This is a genomic window from Neisseria sp. LACPHL-SPEC-2024-00856, from assembly GCF_047915665.1.
Lineage (GTDB): Bacteria > Pseudomonadota > Gammaproteobacteria > Burkholderiales > Neisseriaceae > Neisseria > Neisseria polysaccharea.
This window is the reverse complement of record NZ_JBLRPR010000010.1, coordinates 50,953-70,804: the sequence shown is the minus strand read 5'-3', so window position 1 is coordinate 70,804 and position 19,852 is coordinate 50,953. Positions and strand designations below refer to the sequence as shown.

Below are 19,852 nucleotides of genomic sequence, written 5' to 3'. Positions count from 1 at the left end.
CGGTAATCGCCGCCAAACCCGGGCCGATTTCAATCACGACATCATCCGCCTGCGGGCGTACGGCGTTGACAATATCGCTGATGATCCGCGTGTCTTGTAAAAAGTTCTGCCCGAAACGCTTGCGGGCTTTGTGTTCTTTCATCGGGTTTCCTTGACCGGTGCAACCGGTTTTGAGGATACGGGCCGGATTTTTGGGAAGGTGTCCCTTCTGTTTCGGGGGAATCCGGCAAGCCGTATGGACATCTTGTTCGGCATTTAAATGTGAATATGTTTACAATATCGGTTTGATGTGGACATTGTAACCGAAAACGGCGGGGCTTGATAATGCTGTTTTGTTCGGTCTTATCCGTCGGTTTGGTATTTTTACGGTTGGATACTGTATGAGGACTTATCTGATTCATGTGAAGCTGCTGGGTATGGCGGTATTATGGGGTGCATCTTGGCCTATGGGCAGGATATTGGGGCAGTCTCTGCCGCCGTTGACGGGCGGGGCGGTCAGGTTTCTGCTGGCTTCGGTTTTGCTGTCGGGTTGGTTGTTTGCGCGCAGCAGGTTTGCGGCTTTGTCGATTTTGTCGTCGCGGCAATGGCTGGGTTTGGCGGTTGCCGCTTTGTTCGGCGTGTGCGGGTATGCCGTATTCTTCATGTTGGGCCTGCAGCAGATGCCTGCCGGCAAAGCCGCGGTCGTCATGAGCGTGAACCCGGTGTTGACGCTGCTGTTGGCGGTATGGTTGTTCGGGGAATATTTGAATATGAAAATCCTGACGGGTATGTTGCTGACCGTCGGCGGCGCGGTAACTGCGGTTACGCAGGGTAATCCGGCAGCGGTGCTGGCGGACGGGTTGAAGCCCGGGGAATGGCTGATTTTCGGATGTGTGGTTTGCTGGTCAGCTTATACGTTGATAGGGCGCAAGGTTTTGCGCGGGATTGATGCGCTGACGGTTGCCGCGGTTACGTCGATGTCCGGTGCGCTGATGTTGTCCGCCGTGGCATGGTTTGCGGAAGGTTTGCCGCTTGGGGCGGTAGCGGTCATGGATGGGCGCGGCTGGCTTGCATTGCTGTGGTTGGCGGTCGGTGCGACTGTTTTGGCGTATGCGTGGTATTTTGAAGGCGTGAAAGTATTGGGGGCGGGCGGTGCGTCTGTTTATGTAACATTGGTACCGATTTTCGGTATGTTGTGTTCGGTCTGGTTTTTGGGGGAGCCGCTGCATATTTCTTTGGCGGCGGGTTGTGCGGCGGCAGCCGGCGGCATGATTTTGATACATTTGGGACAAAATGCCGCCTGAAGCGGGCGGCCGGGTATATGGGGTGAAAATGGAAAATAATGCGGTCGGGTTGGAAATTGAAAGTTATCCGTTCGATCCCGTTTTGCCGAACGGGGCATCGATCATGATGATGGGGACGTTTCCGCCCAAGGAAGACAAACGCGCGATGCAGTTTCATTATCCGAATTTCCAAAACGATATGTGGCGCGTTTACGGACTGGTGTTTTTTAACGATGCGGCGCATTTTCAGATGCCGTCCCACGGGGAGGCTGCGCACTCTGAAAAAGCGTTTGACGCGGAGAAAATCAAAACGTTTTTGCACGAACGGGGGATTGCGTCCTGCCCGACCGTGTTGAAGGCGGTACGTCAGCACGGCAATGCGTCCGACAAGTTTTTAAAGGTAGTTGAAACCGTCGATTTGGCGGCAGTGTTGGCGAAAATACCAGACTGCCGCCATATTTGTACGACAGGCGGCAAGGCGACGGAAATCCTGCTCGATATTCAGGGCGGTGGCATTAAAATGCCGAAAACGGGCGAAACCGTGCCGTTTCCGTTTGCCGGACGGGATTTGACGCTGACACGCCTGCCTTCGACTTCGCGTGCCTATCCTTTGAGTTTGGCGAAAAAAGCGGCGGCGTATCGGGCGTTTTTCGAAATGGCGGGCTTGTGTGAAAAGCAGTTATAATTGCCGGCAATTTCCCGTTCGGACGGCATTTGAAAAAACGGAAATGCCGTCTGAAAACCTGAAGCACAAGGAAGAATCCGATGAAAAACTACCACGCGCCCGACGAGAAGGGGTTTTTCGGCGAACACGGCGGGCTGTTCGTGTCCGAGACCCTGATTCCGGCTTTGCAAGAGCTGGCGGATGCCTATAAGGCAGCGAAAAACGATCCTGAATTTTGGGCGGAGTTCCGCCGCGATTTGAAACATTATGTCGGCAGGCCCAGCCCCGTTTACCATGCCGCGCGATTGTCCGAGCATCTGGGCGGCGCGCAAATCTGGTTGAAGCGCGAAGACTTGAACCACACCGGCGCACACAAAGTCAACAACACCATCGGTCAGGCATTGCTCGCCCGCCGCATGGGCAAAAAACGCGTCATCGCCGAAACCGGTGCGGGGCAGCACGGCGTGGCGAGTGCCACCGTCGCCGCACGCTTCGGTATGACTTGCGACGTGTATATGGGTGCGGACGACATCCAACGCCAAATGCCCAACGTGTTCCGCATGAAATTGTTGGGCGCGAACGTGGTCGGTGTAGAAAGCGGCAGCCGCACGCTGAAAGACGCGATGAACGAAGCGATGCGCGAATGGGTCGCCCGCGTGGACGACACGTTCTACATCATCGGTACCGCCGCCGGTCCCGCACCGTATCCCGAAATGGTGCGCGATTTTCAATGCGTCATCGGTAATGAAGCCAAAGAACAAATGTTGGAAGCCATCGGCCGCCAACCTGATGTTGCCGTTGCCTGCGTCGGCGGCGGATCGAACGCCATCGGTTTGTTCCACCCGTATATCGGCGAAGAAAACGTGCGCCTCGTCGGCGTGGAAGCCGGCGGTTTGGGTGTGGATACGCCTGACCACGCCGCGCCGATTACCAGCAAAGCCCCCATCGGCGTATTGCACGGCTTCCGCAGCTACCTGATGCAGGACGAAAACGGCCAGGTTTTGGGGACGCACTCTGTTTCCGCAGGCTTGGATTACCCCGGCATCGGCCCGGAACACAGCCATCTGCACGACATCAAGCGCGTCGAATACACCGTTGCCAAAGACGACGAAGCACTCGAAGCCTTTGACTTGCTCTGCCGCTTCGAGGGCATCATCCCCGCGCTCGAATCCAGCCACGCCGTTGCTTGGGCGGTGAAAAATGCGCCGAAAATGGGTAAAGACCAAGTGATTCTGGTCAACCTGTCCGGCCGCGGCGACAAAGACATCAATACCGTGGCGAAGCTCAAAGGTATTAAACTGTAATCTCGTCCGTCTGATAAAAATGCCGTCTGAAGCCTGAGTTCAGACGGCATTTTTACGAACTTTCCTTGTAAAATTAAAGAAGCTTGTAAATGATGAGAGAACAACTTTTGAAGTTGAAAGCAATTGGTAGAATGCCAACAGAATCAGATGCAGATGACAATGATGAAAAAATAGATGAATTGATAGAACAATATAATGAGCTTATATCAAGTATAGAAAAACCTATTACACTTGAAGAAGCAGAGGTATTAGTATCTCTTTTTCCAGATGGTTTTTTCTATGATATGCATTGGGGATTATTGCATCTTTTTGAAACTTGTATTTTAAGTGCATCAGAGGAAGAATATCAAAAACTTATAGATAAATGTCCAAGTGAAGAATGGCGAGAAAATTTACAAATTCGCTATGAAAATTGGAAAAAGAAAAATTAATAATATTGGGACGGCAACGTTCTTTTACACGAATGGGAATATGAAAAAGAAAACGCCCCACGCCGAGTTGTTAATAAGTTAGGCGAAGTATCTTTTGACAAGCAGAGCTAGTGCAAAACCTCGGAACGTGGGTGTATGACGGTGGTAGCTACACCCCGGTGGCAAAGCTTGCCGAGGAGGACAGCTACACCATCGTGCAGGACGGACTATCTGGGTACGCCCATACAAGCTCTAGACAGCAAGGGCGAGGTAGTATGGGACTGCGTCCTCGACTATGACGGTTTTTCGGATTTGCTTTATTATCCGTTTATTTTTGAAATATCGGGGGTAGGGGACGTGTTCCGTCGTTGGTTTTTGCCGTGTTGGGTTGTCGGTGCGTTGGCTTCGTTCGCGCTGCCGGTTGTACCGCATTGGTCGGTTTGGCTGGCGGCTTTTGCGGTTTTTGCTGTGTTTGCAAGGCGTTTTGCGTTTGCCGGTCTGATGCTGTGCGTGTTGGCGGGTGCTGCCTACGGTGTGTTCAGGACGGAGGCGGCATTGTCTTCCCAATGGCGGGCAGAAACCGTTTCAGGCGTGCCTTTGACGGTGGAAGTGGCAGATATGCCGAGTTCGGACGGGCGGAGCGTCCGTTTTGCGGCAAAGGCCGTAGACGGTAAGGGACGACGGTTTGACTTGTTGCTGTCTGATTATAAGCAACGTGAGTGGACGGTCGGGAGCAAGTGGCGGATAACGGCGCGCGTGCGCCCTGTCGTAGGAGAATTGAACCTTAGGGGGCTGAACCGTGAGGCGTGGGCATTATCCAACGGGATAGGCGGCGTGGGGACTGTCGGTGCGGACAGGGTTTTGCTGCATGACGGAAGCGGTTGGGGGATTGCGGTTTGGCGCAGCCGCATCAGCCGTAATTGGCGGCAGGCGGATGCGGACGGCGAGCTTTCAGACGGCATCGGGCTGATGCGCGCGTTGAGCGTGGGCGAACAGTCGGCATTGCGCCCCGAATTGTGGCAGGCGTTTCGGCCGTTGGGACTGACGCATTTGGTCAGTATTTCGGGTTTGCACGTTACGATGGTGGCGGTGCTGTTTGCGTGGCTGGCGAAGCGGCTGCTTGCCTGTTCCCCGCGCCTTCCTGCCCGGCCGCGCGTGTGGGTTTTGGCGGCGGGGTGTGCGGGCGCGCTGTTTTACGCGCTGTTGGCGGGGTTTTCCGTGCCGACGCAGCGCAGCGTTTTGATGTTGGCGGCGTTTGCGTGGGCGTGGCGCAGGGGAAGACTGTCGGCGTGGGCAACGTGGTGGCAGGCGTTGGCGGCGGTGCTGCTGTTCGACCCTTTGGCGGTCTTGGGTGTGGGAACTTGGCTGTCTTTCGGTTTGGTGGCTGCCCTGATATGGGCGTGTTCGGGGCGTTTGCACGAGGGGAAACGGCAAACTGCTTTGCGCGGGCAGTGGGCGGCTTCGGTGTTGTCGCTGGTTTTGCTCGGTTATCTGTTTGCTTCGCTGCCTTTGGTCAGCCCTTTGGTCAATGCGGTGGCGATTCCGTGGTTTTCTTGGGTGTTGACCCCGCTGGCGTTGCTGGGTTCGGTCGTGCCGTTTGCGCCTTTGCAACAGTTGGGGGCATTTTTGGCGGAATACACTTTGCGGTTTTTGGTGTGGCTTGCCGATGTGTCGCCCGAGTTTGCCGTTGCCTCTGCACCTTTGCCGCTGTTGGTGTTGGCGGTGTGTGCCGCTTTGCTGTTGCTGCTGCCGCGCGGCTTGGGTTTGCGTCCGTGGGCGGTGTTGCTGTTGGCAGGGTTTGTGTTTTACCGTCCGCCCAGCGTGCCGGAAAATGAGGCTGCGGTTACGGTTTGGGATGCGGGGCAGGGTTTGTCGGTGTCGGTTCAGACGGCAAATCATCATCTTTTGTTTGACACCGGAACTGCATCGGCGGCACAGACGGGGATTGTGCCGAGCCTGAATGCGGCGGGTGTCCGCCGTTTGGACAAGCTGGTTCTGTCGCATCACGACAGCGACCACGACGGCGGTTTTCAGGCAGTCGGCAAGATACCGAACGGCGGGATTTATGCCGGACAGCCGGAATTTTATGAGGGGGCGCGGCATTGTGCGGAACAGCGTTGGCAATGGGACGGCGTAGATTTCGAGTTTTTGAGGCCGTCTGAACGCAAAAACATCGATGATAATGGGAAAAGTTGTGTTTTGCGTGTTGTGGCTGGTGGTGCGGCACTACTGGTAACGGGCGATTTGGATACGAAGGGCGAGGAAAGCCTGGTCGGCAAGTATGGAGGCAACCTGTACAGCCAGGTTTTGGTGTTGGGACATCACGGCAGCAATACGTCCTCGTCGGGCGTGTTCCTCAATGCCGTCTCGCCAGAATATGCCGTTGCTTCAAGCGGTTATGCCAACGCCTACAAACATCCGACCGAAGCGGTGCAAAACCGTGTCCGCGCACACGGCATCAAACTGCTGCGTACCGATTTGTCGGGCGCGCTGCAATTCGGCTTGGGACGCGGCGGCGTGAAGGCTCAACGTTTGAGAGGGTATAAATTCTATTGGCAGAAAAAACCGTTTGAGTGAATGGGAAGGCTGGTGCCGGAACGGAAAATGCCGTCTGAAAGGGCTTCAGACGGCATTACGAAGAAGATGGGCTTAATGCCAGTAACGCCACCAGGGCATATCGTCGGGCTGCCAAGTGTGTGTCAAAAACGGGCTTTTCGGGAAATTGGTTTCCAACACGCGGCGTGTGTCGGCGGCAAGCTGCGGTTTGCCGAGTTTTTGGTAGGCGAGTTCCAAGATGGCGAGCGATTCTTCGACATAGCGCGTATTCTGGTAGCTGCCGATGATTTTTTGGGCACGGTTGGCGGCGGCGATATATGCGCCGCGTTTCATGTAGTAACGCGCTACCGACATTTCATTGCCGCCCAAAGCATCGACCAGTTTGATCATGCGTGCGGTCGCATCGGCGGCGTATTTGCTGTTGGGGAAGCGTTGGACGAGTTCCGCAAACGCCTGATACGCTTCGCGGTTGGCTTTCGGGTCGCGGTCGGACCAGTCTTGCGAGGCCAGCTTGTTCAAGAAAGACTGATCTTCGTTGAACAGTACCAAACCGCGCAGGTATAGCGCGTAGTCCATATTCGGGTGTTGCGGGTGAAGGCGGCGGAAGCGGTCAATGGCGGCCAGCGCCTTATCCTTCTCATCATCTTTATAGTAGGCGTATGCCGTATCCAGTTGGGATTGCTGGGCATGGCGGCTGGTAGGGAAGCGCGATTCCAAGATTTCGTATAATTTGACAGCTCGCGTATAATTGCTGCTGTTCAGCTCGTCCTGGGCTTCGGCATAGAGTTTTTCCACACTCCAGTCTTGGGTAATCTGGGCATCTTTATCTACCGTACCTTTGGTGGCACAGGCACTCAGTGCCAAACCTAATGAAACCGTTAAAAGAATTTTTTTCATGCAGAATACTTCCTTTGATAATGAATCCGATTATAGCGATGATTCAGACTTTGTGTCAGCCCCGGAAACCGAAAACTGTATTTGTCTGACTGTTCCGCTCGAGCTTGCCGGCGGGCGGTTGGATGCGGTATTGGCAAAACTTCTGCCAGACTATTCGCGCAGCCGGTTGACATCATGGATTAGAGAAGGCGCGGTTATTGTAAACGATAAACCTTCGCAACCCAAAGACAAAATGATAGGCGGTGAGCAAATCCGTGTAACCGTCCGTCCGAGTGAGGAGAATCTGGCATTCATGCCGGAGCCTATGGATTTGGATATTGTTTACGAAGACGATACCGTCATCGTCGTCAACAAACCGGCCGGACTGGTCGTTCATCCGGCCGCAGGCAACTGGAGCGGCACCCTGCTCAACGGCCTGTTGGCGCACTGTCCCGAATTGAGCCAAGTACCGCGTGCAGGCATCGTACACCGTTTGGACAAAGAAACCAGCGGGCTGATGGTGGTCGCCAAAACCCTGCCGGCGCAAAATTCCCTCGTACAACAGCTTCAAGAACGCACGGTCAAACGCATCTACCGCGCCGTCGCCAACGGCATCGTTCCCTTTGACGGTAAAATTGAAACCCAAATCGGACGCGATCCGCACAACCGCCTGAAAATGGCAGTCGTCAAATTCGGCGGCAAACCAGCCGTTACCCACGTCAAAGTGTTGGAACGCTATCTTGCCCACAGCTATATCGAATGCTCGCTCGAAACAGGCAGGACGCACCAAATCCGCGTACATATGCGCGAAGCCAACCATCCGCTTGTCGGCGACCCGGTTTACGGCAACCTGCGCCATCCGTGCAGCGACCCGGTGAAAGAAGCCGTTAAAAGTCTGGGCGCGCGTCAGGCATTGCACGCCTACCGCTTAAGTTTCGTCCATCCGGAAACCGGCGAAACCGTTTCGTTTGAAGCACCGATTCCAAACGACATATATCATTTGTTATCCGTTCTCCGTCTTGAAGCCGGTTTGGATTCGTCTTTGAGCAATGAAGAGGAATGGCAGGACAAATTCGGCGCGGACGACGATGACGATTGGAACGAAGACGACTACGATGTCGAAGTGGTTTATGTAAGGGAGTGAGGCGGCTTGAAAGGCGGGGCGAACGCAGGCAGCCGAACCGGAGCAGCCGGGCAATCGTCCCCGCCGATTTCAAACAAAGGCCGTCTGAAGGGGCAGGGCGGAAACCGCCGGTTTCGTTTGCCCCGTTCAGACGGCATTATGATAAAAGGCGTTTAGGGTTTTTTATGTTTACCGGCTTTTGCCGCCCAATAAGTTGCCAGCAGCGAGCCGGAGATATTGTGCCACACGCTGAACAATGCGCCCGGAACGGCAACGACCGGCGCGGCGGCAAAGTGTGCGGCGGCAAGCGCGGCGGCCAGGCCCGAGTTTTGCATACCGACTTCGATGGCCAGCGTTTTTTGTGCATCATAAGGCAGGCCGGTCCATTTAGCGGCAAAGAAGCCGAGCAGGTAGCCGATGCCGTTGTGGAGTACGACAACCGCAAAAATCAGCAGGCCGCTTTCCATAATTTTGCCTTTGCTTGCCCCGACTACCGCGCCGATAATCAGCACGATGGCGGCAACGGAAACCAGCGGCAGCGCATCGGTCAGCTTTTCGGTTTTACTGCCTAAAACCTTATGGACAATCAAACCCAAAACAATGGGGAGCAAAACCATTTTGACGATGGACATCAACATACCGGCCGCTTGGATTTCCAGCATTTCGCCGGCAAGCATCAGGAAGATGGCGGGAGTCAGCAATGGGGAAATCAGGGTGGAAACAGACGTAACGGCAACCGATAAAGCCACATTGCCACGCGCCAGATAGGTCATCACATTGGAAGCCGTACCGCCCGGGCAGCAGCCGACCAAAATCACGCCGACCGCGATTTCGGCAGGCAGGTCCAACAGTTTGGACAGCAGCCAGGCGGTTGCCGGCATAATGGCGAATTGTGCGATTACGCCGATGATGACGGCTTTGGGATGTTTGAACAAAATATCGAAGTCGGAAGGTTTGAGCGTCAAACCCATACCGAACATAATAATGCCCAACAGCCAAGGAATATAAGGCCCCGCCCATTTGAAGGTGTCGGGCGCGAAAAAAGCGGCGGCGGCAAAGAGCGCGGCCCAGAGGGAAAATGTTTTTCCGATAAAGCTGCTGATTTTACTGAGGATATTCATAATAATGCGTTGCGTGTTTGTTTTTAAGGGAAGGCAAGCATACACGCCTTAACCTTAATTTGCAAAATGACTGCGCCTAAACAATGCCGTCTGAAAGTGGAGATTGGTTTTCAGACGGCATCACCCGAGAGGTGTCGGAAACGGACTTTATTCCCATTCCTTTTCGGTTGAAACCCGTCTGTTTATGGCGATAGAATCTAATCGGAGGGTAGTCTCGTTCGGGCAACACGCAGTGCGGTGCTTGATGTGCCATCCCCTGTTGAAACATATAGTGGATTAACAAAAATCAGGACAAGGCGACGAAGCCGTAGACAGTACAAATAGTACGGAACCGATTCACTTGGTGCTTCAGCACCTTAGAGAATCGTTCTCTTTGAGCTAAGGCGAGGCAACGCCGTACTGGTTTTTGTTAATCCACTATATAAAGCTCGGAGAAAGTATATAAGGGCATCATTCTTGCACCGGCAAGAATCCAAACCCGAACGTTTGAAAACAATCCCGAATCTCCGAATTCCCGCCTGTGCGGGAATGACGAAAAAACAAGCATCCATTTGCCCCGAAGGCAGTTAATCAACCTTTTCCGCCACACACCTATTCCAATATCCAATGAAAACCATCACAGAAACCCTAAATCTTGCCCCGAAAGGCAAAAACTTCCTGACCGCCGATTGGCCCGCGCCCGCCAATGTGAAAACCCTGATTACCACGCGCAACGGCGGCGTGAGCCAAGGTGCGTATCAGAGTTTGAACCTCGGTACGCATGTCGGCGACGACCCTGAAGCCGTGCGCCGCAACCGCGAAATCGTGCAACAGCAGGTCGGATTGCCCGTTGCCTACCTCAATCAAATCCACAGCACCATTGTCGTCAACGCTGCCGAAGCATTGGACGGCACGCCCGATGCGGACGCTTCCGTGGACGACACGGGCAAGGTTGCCTGTGCCGTGATGACCGCAGACTGTCTGCCCGTTCTATTTTGCGACAGGGCAGGTACGGCGGTTGCCGCCGCACACGCGGGCTGGCGCGGTTTGGCGGGCGGCGTATTGCAAAACACCATTGCCGCGATGAAGGTTCCGCCTGTCGAAATTATGGCGTATCTCGGCCCTGCCATCAGTGCGGATGCGTTTGAAGTCGGGCAGGACGTGTTTGATGCGTTCTGCACGCCCATGCCCGAAGCCGCCGCCGCATTTGAAGGCATAGGCGGCGGCAAATTCCTTGCCGACCTTTACGCGCTCGCCCGCCTGATTCTGAAGCGCGAAGGCGTGGGCGGCGTGTACGGCGGCACGCATTGTACGGTTTTGGAACGGGACACTTTCTTTTCCTACCGACGCGACGGAGCGACAGGGCGTATGGCGAGCCTGATTTGGCTGGACGGCAATGCCGTCTGAACACGCCGCTGATATAATCTACCGACTATAATCTACCGACTTTGTGCTTTTGAGAAAGGCAAGCCATGAACAAACTGTTTCTTACTGCCGCAGTGCTGATGCTGGGCGCGTGCGGTTTCCACCTGAAAGGTGCAGACGGCATTTCTCCGCCGCTGACCTACCGGAGCTGGCACATCGAAGGCGGACAGGCATTGCAGTTTCCTTTGGAAACTGCGCTGTATCAGGCTTCGGGCAGGGTGGACGATGCTGCCGGCGCGCAGATGACCCTGCGTATAGACAGCGTTTCCCAAAACAAGGAAACCTATACCATTACCCGTGCGGCAGTCATCAACGAATATCTTTTGATATTGACGGTTGAAGCGCAGGTATTGAAACGCGGCGAGCCGGTCGGCAAACCGATGACCGTGTCCGTCCGCCGCGTTCTTGCTTATGCCGACAACGAAATTTTGGGCAAACAGGAAGAAGAAGAAACCCTGTGGGCGGAAATGCGGCAGGATGCCGCTGAACAGATTGTCCGCCGCCTGACCTTTCTGAAGGCGGAATGACGTGGTGGCACATATCGGACGCATCGACACGGACACGCCTTTGAAACCGCTGTACGTCATCCACGGCGAGGAAGAGCTGTTGCGTATCGAGGCATTGGACGCATTGAGGGCGGCGGCGAAGAAGCAGGGTTATCTCAATCGCGAAGCCTATACCGCCGATGCGTCTTTCGATTGGAACGAACTGCTGCAAACCGCAGGCAGTGCGGGTCTGTTTGCCGATTTGAAGCTGTTGGAACTGCATATCCCTAACGGCAAGCCCGGCAAAACCGGCGGCGAGGCGTTGCAGGATTTTGTCGCCCGACTGCCGGAAGATACAGTAACGCTGGTTTTACTGCCCAAACTGGAGAAAACCCAGCTCCAGTCCAAATGGTTTGCCGCATTGGCGGCAAAGGGGGAAGTGTGGGAAGCCAAACCGGTCGGCGCGGCGGCCTTGCCCCAATGGATACGCGGACGGCTGGACAAAATCGGTTTGGGTATCGAGGCAGATGCATTGGCACTGTTTGCCGAGCGCGTGGAAGGCAATCTGCTGGCGGCACGTCAGGAAATCGACAAGCTTGGGCTGCTGTATCCGAAAGGACATACCGTCAATATCGATGAGGCGCAAACCGCCGTTGCCAATGTTGCCCGCTTTGACGTTTTTCAGCTTGCCGGCGCATGGATGAAGGGTGATGTGCCGCGCGTATGCAGGTTGTTGGACGGATTGCAGGAGGAAGGTGAAGAACCGGTGCTGCTTCTGTGGGCGGTTGCCGAAGACGTGCGGACGCTGATCCGGCTTGCTGCCGCCCTGAAGCAGGGGCAGAGCATCCAATCCGTCCGCAACAGCCTCAGGCTTTGGGGTGAAAAGCAGACGCTCGCACCGCTTGCGGTCAAGCGGATTTCCGTCGTCCGCCTGCTTGATGCGCTCAAAACCTGTGCCAAAATCGACAGGATTATCAAAGGTGCGGAAGACGGCGATTCATGGGCGGCGTTCAGACAGCTCGTCATTTCACTGGCAGAATAAAGCAGCAATCCCTAAAATCCGAAAATACTGTAAAATACCGTTAATCCTGAAAAGTATTCACCAATCCGTCCGAAAACATTTCAGACGGCACGACCACCTCAATAAAGGAACATCAACCCTATGGACAATAAGACCAAACTGCGCTTGGGCGGCCTGATTTTACTGACTACCGCCGTTTTAAGCCTCATTATCGTATTGATTGTCGATTCCTGGCCGCTTGCCATCCTGCTTGCCGCCATCATCGTCGCTGCCGCCGCGGGCGGTTTTGTTTGGACCAGCCGCCGTCAGCAGCGTCTGTTTATCGAACGTCTGAAAAAATTCGACATTGATCCGGAAAAAGGCAAAGTCAATGAGGCCAACCTGCGCCGTATGTACCACAGCGGCGGACAACACCAGAAAGATGCGATTACCCTGATCTGCCTGTCGCAAAAATGTTCGGTGGACGAGGCGCACGCCATGTTCAAAAAACGCCCGTCCCGTCAGGAAATCAATCAAATGGCGGCAAAACAGTCGCGCGGTCAGAAACGTCCGCACCGTTAACCGTCTGAGGCATATCTGTATGAATGCCGTCTGAAACCCGCTGGTGTTTCAGACGGCATATTCCGACTGAAAATATGATGATACTGAAAACCGCCCCTCTCAAACGCCGCTTTGCCGCCATGCTGTATGAGATGCTGCTGGTTGGTGCGGCAACCTGTTTGGCAGCATTGCTTGCCGGTATTGCCGCCATTTTTCTGAATCCCGTTTCTATCGCGGTTTCTGCATTGGTAACGAGTATCCTGATAATGGGATCATGGTGGCTTTATTTCCGTGCCAACTGGCACGGGCAGGGACAGACCTTGGCGATGAGGACATGGAGGATAGGCTTGTGCGATGTTAACGGTATGCAGCCGTCTCTACACTTGCTCCGCCTGCGTTTTATTTGGGCATGCATATTTATCGTATTCATCCCTATGTTAGCCTATGCCGGATTACGCCACCTGCTCGGTATTTCACCCAAGGATGCATTCGGTGCAGCATTGATTTGGCTGATTTTACCGTGGGGGTTCGCCCTGCTGAATCCCGACCGGCAGTTTCTGTATGATTTTCTTGCAGGAACAAGATTGGTGGCGGTCAAAGGAAAGCCTTAAGCCTTTATACCGCAAAGGTTTCAAACTGAAAAAATGCCGTCTGAAAGGGCTTTCAGACGGCATTGGGTTATCGGGGAAACCGATTATTCGATATTTTGCACTTGTTCCCGCATCTGCTCGATTAAGACTTTCAGTTCGACAGAGGCCTGGGTGCATTCGGCAGCAATAGATTTGCTGCCCAAGGTGTTGGCCTCACGGTTTAATTCCTGCATCAGGAAATCCAAGCGTTTTCCGCTGCTGCCTTTGTGTTCGGTAACGATACGGCGTACTTCGTCGATATGCGTGCGCAGGCGGCTGAATTCTTCGTCGATGTCGGATTTTTGAATAAAGAGGGCAAATTCCTGTTGCAGCCTGTCATTATTGATGTCGCCGACTGCTTCGGCAAGGCGGGCGCGGATTTTTTCTTTATGCGCTTCCACCAGCGCGGGGAAGATTTCGCTCAAAGCATCGATGATTTCTTCCATGCTTTCGAGGCGTTGTAACAGGTGCTCGCCCAATTTTTTCCCTTCGCGCCGGCGTGCGGCGGTAAAGTCCTTCAGTGCCGAATCGGTCAAATCGGCAATAACCTTTGCCAATGCGTCCGCATTTTCCCTTTGGCTTGCCAATACGCCCGGAAAGCGCAAAATATCGGCAACGCCCAGTTTTGCCAAATCGTGATGCTTGCGGAGGTTTTTGTTGATTTCGGCAAGCTGGTTCACCAAATCCGAGTTGAGTTCCAAGGACTGTCCGCTGTTTTCCGCATCTTGGATTTGGATTTTGCATTCGACTTTGCCGCGCGCCATATGGGATGAAATCTGCTCGCGGATGCCGTTTTCCAAATGGCGCAAATCGTCGGGCATTCTGATTTGAATGTCCAAAAAGCGGTGGTTGACGGCGCGGATGTCGAGGTTGATGCGTTTGCTGCCGCACTCTGCCGCCGCGTTGGCAAAGCCGGTCATGCTGTGGATGTGGATATTTCCGCTGCTCATGTCGTTCTCCGAAGTCCGTTAAAATGGAATCAATATATCACATCTGTATGGCGGCAAGCGTTTTCGGGTGTGAAAAATTGAAGATTTCGCAGCGGTAGATTGGAATCACGCGCTTTTGTTGCTGCAAGGAAGGGAAATGTATAGTGGATTAACAAAAACCAGTACGGCGTTGCCTCGCCTTAGCTCAAAGAGAACGATTCTCTAAGGTGCTGAAGCACCAAGTGAATCGGTTCCGTACTATTTGTACTGTCTGCGGCTTCGCCGCCTTGTCCTGATTTTTGTTAATCCACTATATCAATTCCGCCAATCTGTCGGAAAAGCAGCTGATGTGGCAGTTTCTGGTGCATGTCTGCTTTTTGATTTCGGCGATTGCGATGGCTTGGACGGATAAAATCGTGTACGGCACGGCGCACAAACCGCATTGATGTTTCCCAAATAAAATACCCGACAAAACAATTTGTCGGGTATTTTATTGCGTATATTTCAAACCGCTTCGGCTTCTTCCGTGAGAAAGCCGCGCAGTTTCTGCATGGCTTTGGCTTCGATTTGGCGGATGCGTTCGGCAGATACGCCGTATTCGGCGGCAAGCTGGTGCAGCGTCAGTCCGCCGTCGTCTTGAAGCCAGCGGCTTTCCACAATACGGCGGCTCCTGTCATCCAGTTGCGCCAAAGCGTTTTGTAAACCTTCTGTTTGCAGGGCGTAATGCGCCTGTTTCGATAGTTGTCGGCTCGGTTCGGAATCGTGGTCGGCAAGCCAGTCGATGGGGGCGAAACTGTCCTCGTCGTCGCTGTTGTCTGCCATGATGGCAATGTCGTGTCCCGTCATGCGCTGTTCCATTTCCAGAACTTCGGAAAGTTTGACACCCAAATCGTCGGCGATGTCTTGTGCCTCTTTGGGAGACAGGGCGTTGAGGTTTTTACGCATGCTGCGCAGGTTGAAAAACAGCTTGCGTTGCGGTTTGGTGGTGGCAACGCGAACCAAACGCCAGTTTCTCAAAATAAACTCGTGGATTTCGGCTTTAATCCAGTGTACGGCAAATGAAAACAGACGTGCGCCTCTACCGGGCTCGTAGCGTTTGACCGCCTTCATCAGTCCGATATTGCCTTCCTGAATCAGGTCTGCCTGATTCAGCCCGTAGCCGTCATAGCCGCGCGCGATGGAAACGACGACGCGCAGGTGGGACAGGATGAGTTGTTTGGCGGCGTTGAGGTCGCCCTTTATTCGGCGTTCGGCGAGGCGGGTTTCTTCTTCCTGGGACAGCATCGGGATGCTGTTGACGGTGTGGATGTATTGTTCGAGGCTGCCGTTGCCGCTTTGGATGGCGGGTAATGCGAAAGCGTTATTCATTTGAGGCATTTCCTTTTGGCTGAAACTGCGTATCGGCGGTTTGGTGTGTTGGGATGCAGTATATCACTGCTTGGCTTGTATTTTGTATGTTTGGCAGGAGATATGTGCTAAGGTTTGAAAGACAGGAAAATTTTGTAAGGCAAGTTTGATTGATTTTGTAAACCTGATGGCTCAATTCGATTTCAGAATTATATTACATACGTAGTTGTATGTAAATAGCCGTTTTGAAAAAAGACAGCCCGTCCGGACGGGCTGTGCAGGTATCAGTGTTCTTTGTTTCGGAAGATGTTTCAACACACAGGACGACACATAAAGCGTCGCCCTATGTGTCGTCCTGATTTGGAAGGGGTTGCACCCCTCCCAAATAAAGTCTGATTCTACCGCCATAAAGGGCGAGGTTTCAACCGAAAAGGAAATACGATGAAAAGAATCAGTGCGGCTAGGGCCAATATGCCCATCAACCACCATGAACTGCCGGTTTTCATATAGGGCGTTTCGCCGACATAGCCTTTGATGTGTCCTTCCAATACGGTTTCCGTATCGGGTTGGGCTTGGGCGATGATGTTGCCTTTGGGGGAGATGATGGCGGTTGCGCCGGTGTTGGTGGCACGGACCATATAGCGTCCGAGTTCCATAGCCCGCGCCTGCGATTGTTGGAGGTGCTGGTACATGGCGTTGGATTTTCCGTACCACGCCATATTGCTGGCATTGGCAAGCAGTGTGGCATCTTTGGCGGCGGCAATTAGTTCGTCGCCGAATCCGTCTTCGTAGCAGATGTTGAAGGCGATTTTTTGGTTTTTCATCATTAGGGCGGATTGCTTGCCGCCGCCTTTGCGGAAGTCGGAAAGGGGCATATCCATCATTTTGTAAAGCGGCGTGGTCAGGAAGAGCAGCGGTTTGTATTCGCCGAAGGGGACGAGGTGGTTTTTGGCGTAGTAGGGGATGCCGTCCTGATTGTTTTCCTGATAACCGGTCAGGTTGATGACGGCGTTTTCGTAACCGTTGCCGTCCGAAGTGTATTGGCTGATGCCTACGGCGAGCGCGCTGCCGTTGTTTTGCGCCTGTTCGGCGAATTGCGCCAGTATGTTTTCCGGCAGGTTTTGGCGCATGACGGGGATGGCGGTTTCGGGCAGGATGACGATATCGGCAGTGGTTTTGCCGACCTGTTCGTAATATTTCTGTATGGTCGGGATGACTTGGTCTTCACGCCATTTGATGGTTTGGGCGATGTTGCCCTGAAGCAGGGCGACGGTGCTGCGGCTGCCGTCTGGGCGGGTAAAGTTGGTCTGTTGGGCGGTGTAGCCTGCGGCAAGCAGGGCGGCAATCAGGATAATTGGAAGCAGGCGTTTGCCCGAACGTGTGGTGTTATCACTCGCCAAAACCAGCCAGACACTGAGAAAGGCGGTCGCCAGTGTAACCATATGGATGCCGCCCAAGGGGGCGAAACCTGCCAGCGGGCTGTCCGGGGTGATTTGGGAGTAGCCGATTGCGCCCCAGCCGAATCCGGTCAGGAAACGTTCGCGGGCAAACTCGGTCAGTGTCCACAGGATGGGCAGTACCAAACCGATTTTTATGCCCCGAGGCAGGATAAATTTTTTCCACAGCCAGAAACACAGTGCCGGATAAAGGGCAAGGTAGGCGGGCAGCAGGAAGGTCAGCGGTACGGCATAGAGGTCGGGCAGGCCGGAAACGTCGTGCAGGGCAGTGTGTATCCAGTAGAATTGCGCCGTGTATGCGGTCAGACCGAACAGGTAGGCGGAAGAGGCGGCAAAACGCGGACGCAGTTCGATGAGGCGGACGAAGGCGCCGAAAATCAACGGCATCAGCCAAAAGTGGTAGTAGGGTGCGAAGGTAAAGGGGGTGGCGGCGGCAAAAAGGATGAGCAAAGGCCAGTAGAGGGCGGGGTGCTGCCAGTATTTGTCCAGTTTGGAAAACATATTCGTCTGCCTGTTCGGAAGATGCCGCCTGAACGTCTTTCAGACGGCATCGGTATTTGAAAAAAGAATCAATGCCTGCCGAAACGATTCATCAGCGGCAAGGCGGGGTGCAGGCAATCGAACCGGAAAGCAGTCTGACAACGAGGTTGGCGAAGTACTCCGCCCAGCCAGCGTTCCAGTGTTGCGCGTGCAGGAAATCGTGTAGAAGGCCGAGATTGTGGGCGGCGCATCAGCAGCATGCCTAAGTCGTCGAGTTTGACGATGACGGCGACGATTCCGTACACCAAAACAGTCATGCCGATGCCGATTGCCGCCATTACGAGCATGCGCGTCATGTCGGTGCAGAAACTTGTGCGGCAGCTTTTCCACGCCTTCAAAGCACAGATAAATCCCGCCTGCCGTCAAAAGCGGCGTAATGAGTTGCGGCAGGAAGGCGGAAAGCAGCAGGGCCGCATGCACCAAAACCGGCTTGTTGGCAAAAGAACCTTTCGCCACCGACCAAACAATCGGCAACTCGCGTTCTGCCGATACGCCTGTAGCCCGGTTGACATTGAATGCCAAATCGTCGCCGACCACGCCGGCGGTTTTCTTTACGGCGGCTTTGGTCATCAGGGCAACATCGTCCAAAACGGCGGTGATGTCGTCCGGCAGGGTAAATAGTGAGGCAAATGCCATTAAAGAATCCTGAAATGCGGCGCAAAGTCCGACATTATATAGGAGAACGCGGATTTGGGCGGTTTCAGGCGGCATGAAACAGGAAAATGCCGTCTGAAGGCGGTGGCGGACGTGAAGTAAAGTTTCGTGAAAAGAAAATGCCGTGTTACAGTCTTTCGATTTTAATTTCATAAATTTTAAGGGAGAATCGTTAGCATGGATTGGATGGGCAGTCTGTTCCTGCCGGGTGGCGCACTGTTGTTTCTGAGCGTGGTTTCGACCACTTTGTCCGCACGTTTGGGAATGCCTTTGCTGCTGGTTTCTCCCGCCGGCGTGTTGGACGGGGCGGCGTAAGCCTTGGCGATTGCGGCGTTCCTGATGTTGGTCGCGCGTCCGCCGGCAGTGTTCGGCGGTTTGTGGAAATTCAATTATAGTGGATTAAATTTAAATCAGGACAAGGCGGCGAAGCCGCAGACAGTACAGATAGTACGGCAAGGCGAGGCAACGCTGTACTGGTTTAAATTTAATCCACTATATTTGGCTGGCGGAAAAGGAAATTGTCAGAATGTCGGCGTTTAAAGTGGTTGCCGAATCTGAAGCGGAGGGATACCATCCCGATACGGTCGAACCGATTTCCGATTCGTTTGACGCACGCTGTTTCGCATTGATACGCAACGGAAGCCGAATCGAAATGCAGTCCGACACCGTGCTTCAGGCGGGGGATTTGGCGTGGTACATCCTGTCCGACGGCAAGGTCGATAAAATGGCGAAATACTTTACCGAGACGGGTATCGGCGTCCGTGAGTATTTTGATTTCTTCGGCGAGTTTGTCATTTCGCCGGAAGCACGTTCGGGCGATTTGGCACTTGCTTACGGTTTGAAGCTGGAAGCGGGCGAAGAGGGTTTGAGCCTTGCCGAGCTTTTCGATAAGCGTTCCGACAGTCAGGAGCCAGTCGAGGGTGGCCGTATTGACATCGGCGGCTTTATGCTGACCGCAAAGGAGGTTGACGGTGGCGGCAATATCGGGTCTATGGGGCTGAAAGTACCGCGTTAGAAAGGTTTGATTTGAATGCCGTCTGAAGCCGGATTGCCGGTTTCAGACGGCATTTTGTCTGTTTAGTTTTTTTTGCTTTTTGCCTGTTTTACGTCTTTTTCGGTAACGCTTCCGCCGCCGTTGTCAAAGGCGTTCATGATATAAGTGGCGATGGCGGCAATGTCCGCATCGCTGATGGCAGTTGCGGGCATGAATCCGTTGTAGGTTTTGCCGTTGACTTTGATTGTACCGTTGATGCCTTTGACCATACTGTGCATCAGCACCTGCGGTTTTTTCATGATGAAGTCGGAGCGGTAGAGCGGCGGAAACATGGTTCCGCGACCTTCGCCCTTTTTGCCGTGGCAGGCGACGCAGTTGGATTCGTACACTTTTTGTCCTTTTGTCATGATGCTGTTGTCGGCGGCAGAAGCGGCGGCGCAGAGGCAGCCCAAGACGAGGGCGGTCGGCAGTCGGGTTGTGTTCATTGGTGTTTCCTTAATGTTTGAAACCTTGTTGTTGATTTTGCGTAGCGGGTG

At 53.9% G+C, this 19,852-nt stretch carries 20 protein-coding genes and 3 pseudogenes; 15 read left to right on the top strand and 8 right to left on the bottom strand.

Annotation, left to right across the window (positions count from 1 at the left end):
• Positions 1-142, bottom strand: a 142-nt coding sequence (locus ACNAU7_RS09060) for an rRNA adenine N-6-methyltransferase family protein (RefSeq protein ID WP_416302018.1), incomplete at its 3' end; no start/stop codon positions are given.
• Positions 143-380: 238 nt separating this feature from the next.
• Here ACNAU7_RS09060 and ACNAU7_RS09055 point away from each other — a divergent pair.
• The 5 genes from ACNAU7_RS09055 to ACNAU7_RS09035 all read left to right on the top strand — a co-directional run bounded on the left by ACNAU7_RS09055 (position 381) and on the right by ACNAU7_RS09035 (position 6,217).
• Positions 381-1,283: a DMT family transporter gene (locus ACNAU7_RS09055; RefSeq protein ID WP_416302011.1), complete on the top strand. Its 903-nt coding sequence runs from the start codon at positions 381-383 to the stop codon at positions 1,281-1,283.
• Positions 1,273-1,947 (top strand): DNA glycosylase, encoded by a 675-nt coding sequence (locus tag ACNAU7_RS09050; protein WP_416302010.1) that lies wholly within the window; start codon positions 1,273-1,275, stop codon positions 1,945-1,947. Before ACNAU7_RS09055 ends, ACNAU7_RS09050 begins: the two co-directional genes overlap by 11 nt.
• An 80-nt stretch (positions 1,948-2,027) precedes the next feature.
• On the top strand, positions 2,028-3,230 hold the full coding sequence (gene trpB / locus ACNAU7_RS09045) for a tryptophan synthase subunit beta (RefSeq protein ID WP_416302009.1): 1,203 nt from the start codon (positions 2,028-2,030) through the stop codon (positions 3,228-3,230).
• A gap of 89 nt (positions 3,231-3,319) precedes the next feature.
• The gene (locus ACNAU7_RS09040; RefSeq protein WP_416302008.1) at positions 3,320-3,661 is read left to right on the top strand and encodes a hypothetical protein; all 342 of its coding nucleotides are present in this window, start codon (positions 3,320-3,322) and stop codon (positions 3,659-3,661) included.
• A 336-nt stretch (positions 3,662-3,997) separates the two neighbouring features.
• Positions 3,998-6,217 carry a DNA internalization-related competence protein ComEC/Rec2 gene (locus tag ACNAU7_RS09035; RefSeq protein ID WP_416302017.1) on the top strand — a complete coding sequence of 740 codons (2,220 nt, stop codon included), beginning with the start codon at positions 3,998-4,000 and terminating at the stop codon, positions 6,215-6,217.
• A 72-nt stretch (positions 6,218-6,289) separates the two neighbouring features.
• On the opposite strand, the gene ACNAU7_RS09030 is transcribed toward ACNAU7_RS09035, so the two are convergent.
• Positions 6,290-7,093 (bottom strand): outer membrane protein assembly factor BamD, encoded by an 804-nt coding sequence (locus ACNAU7_RS09030; protein WP_304703461.1) that lies wholly within the window; start codon positions 7,091-7,093, stop codon positions 6,290-6,292.
• On the opposite strand from ACNAU7_RS09030, the gene rluD reads away from it, so the two are divergent.
• Positions 7,092-8,216, top strand: coding sequence for a 23S rRNA pseudouridine(1911/1915/1917) synthase RluD (gene rluD, locus ACNAU7_RS09025; RefSeq protein ID WP_416302007.1), 1,125 nt, complete (start codon positions 7,092-7,094; stop codon positions 8,214-8,216). The two genes, ACNAU7_RS09030 and rluD, sit on opposite strands and share 2 nt — an antisense overlap.
• Positions 8,217-8,368: 152 nt before the next feature.
• Here rluD and ACNAU7_RS09020 read toward each other — a convergent pair whose 3' ends face one another.
• Complete coding sequence (locus tag ACNAU7_RS09020; protein ID WP_118782907.1) at positions 8,369-9,316, bottom strand: bile acid:sodium symporter family protein; 948 nt, start codon at positions 9,314-9,316, stop codon at positions 8,369-8,371.
• Between the two features lie 606 nt (positions 9,317-9,922).
• On the opposite strand from ACNAU7_RS09020, the gene pgeF reads away from it, so the two are divergent.
• The 5 genes from pgeF to ACNAU7_RS08995 all read left to right on the top strand — a co-directional run bounded on the left by pgeF (position 9,923) and on the right by ACNAU7_RS08995 (position 13,377).
• Entirely contained in the window at positions 9,923-10,702 is a 780-nt protein-coding gene (pgeF, locus tag ACNAU7_RS09015; protein ID WP_416302006.1) for a peptidoglycan editing factor PgeF, read from the top strand.
• 65 nt (positions 10,703-10,767) lie between these two features.
• Complete coding sequence (lptE, locus tag ACNAU7_RS09010; protein WP_061693184.1) at positions 10,768-11,247, top strand: LPS assembly lipoprotein LptE; 480 nt, start codon at positions 10,768-10,770, stop codon at positions 11,245-11,247.
• 1 nt (position 11,248) lies between these two features.
• Positions 11,249-12,247: a DNA polymerase III subunit delta gene (gene holA / locus ACNAU7_RS09005; RefSeq protein ID WP_416302005.1), complete on the top strand. Its 999-nt coding sequence runs from the start codon at positions 11,249-11,251 to the stop codon at positions 12,245-12,247.
• A 120-nt stretch (positions 12,248-12,367) separates the two neighbouring features.
• Entirely contained in the window at positions 12,368-12,787 is a 420-nt protein-coding gene (locus tag ACNAU7_RS09000; RefSeq protein WP_416302004.1) for a hypothetical protein, read from the top strand.
• A gap of 74 nt (positions 12,788-12,861) precedes the next feature.
• On the top strand, positions 12,862-13,377 hold the full coding sequence (locus tag ACNAU7_RS08995) for an RDD family protein (RefSeq protein WP_416302016.1): 516 nt from the start codon (positions 12,862-12,864) through the stop codon (positions 13,375-13,377).
• 83 nt (positions 13,378-13,460) lie between these two features.
• Here the strand turns inward: ACNAU7_RS08995 and ACNAU7_RS08990 are convergent, their stop codons facing one another.
• Entirely contained in the window at positions 13,461-14,345 is an 885-nt protein-coding gene (locus ACNAU7_RS08990) for a YicC/YloC family endoribonuclease (protein WP_416302003.1), read from the bottom strand.
• A gap of 278 nt (positions 14,346-14,623) precedes the next feature.
• Between ACNAU7_RS08990 and ACNAU7_RS08985 the strand changes: the two genes are divergently transcribed.
• Positions 14,624-14,770 carry a hypothetical protein gene (locus ACNAU7_RS08985; protein WP_304675804.1) on the top strand — a complete coding sequence of 49 codons (147 nt, stop codon included), beginning with the start codon at positions 14,624-14,626 and terminating at the stop codon, positions 14,768-14,770.
• Positions 14,771-14,828: 58 nt separating this feature from the next.
• Here the strand turns inward: ACNAU7_RS08985 and rpoH are convergent, their stop codons facing one another.
• The 3 genes and pseudogenes from rpoH to ACNAU7_RS08970 all read right to left on the bottom strand — a co-directional run bounded on the left by rpoH (position 14,829) and on the right by ACNAU7_RS08970 (position 18,304).
• Positions 14,829-15,692, bottom strand: a complete 864-nt coding sequence (gene rpoH, locus ACNAU7_RS08980) for an RNA polymerase sigma factor RpoH (RefSeq protein WP_002217665.1) — start codon at positions 15,690-15,692, stop codon at positions 14,829-14,831.
• Positions 15,693-16,069: 377 nt separating this feature from the next.
• Positions 16,070-17,629, bottom strand: a complete 1,560-nt coding sequence (lnt, locus tag ACNAU7_RS08975) for an apolipoprotein N-acyltransferase (protein ID WP_416302002.1) — start codon at positions 17,627-17,629, stop codon at positions 16,070-16,072.
• A 68-nt stretch (positions 17,630-17,697) separates the two neighbouring features.
• A pseudogene (locus ACNAU7_RS08970) lies at positions 17,698-18,304 on the bottom strand (DUF808 family protein).
• 195 nt (positions 18,305-18,499) lie between these two features.
• Between ACNAU7_RS08970 and ACNAU7_RS08965 the strand changes: the two are divergent.
• The 3 genes and pseudogenes from ACNAU7_RS08965 to ACNAU7_RS08955 form a co-directional block, all read left to right on the top strand.
• Positions 18,500-18,718 (top strand): annotated as a pseudogene (locus ACNAU7_RS08965) (potassium:proton antiporter); the annotation flags it as partial.
• Positions 18,698-18,823, top strand: a pseudogene (locus ACNAU7_RS08960) (IS5/IS1182 family transposase); the annotation flags it as partial. The pseudogenes ACNAU7_RS08965 and ACNAU7_RS08960, both read left to right, overlap by 21 nt.
• 223 nt (positions 18,824-19,046) lie before the next feature.
• Positions 19,047-19,337, top strand: coding sequence for a hypothetical protein (locus ACNAU7_RS08955; protein WP_416302015.1), 291 nt, complete (start codon positions 19,047-19,049; stop codon positions 19,335-19,337).
• Positions 19,338-19,399: 62 nt separating this feature from the next.
• Here ACNAU7_RS08955 and ACNAU7_RS08950 read toward each other — a convergent pair whose 3' ends face one another.
• Positions 19,400-19,801: a c-type cytochrome gene (locus tag ACNAU7_RS08950; protein WP_416302001.1), complete on the bottom strand. Its 402-nt coding sequence runs from the start codon at positions 19,799-19,801 to the stop codon at positions 19,400-19,402.
• Positions 19,802-19,852 lie beyond the last annotated feature (51 nt).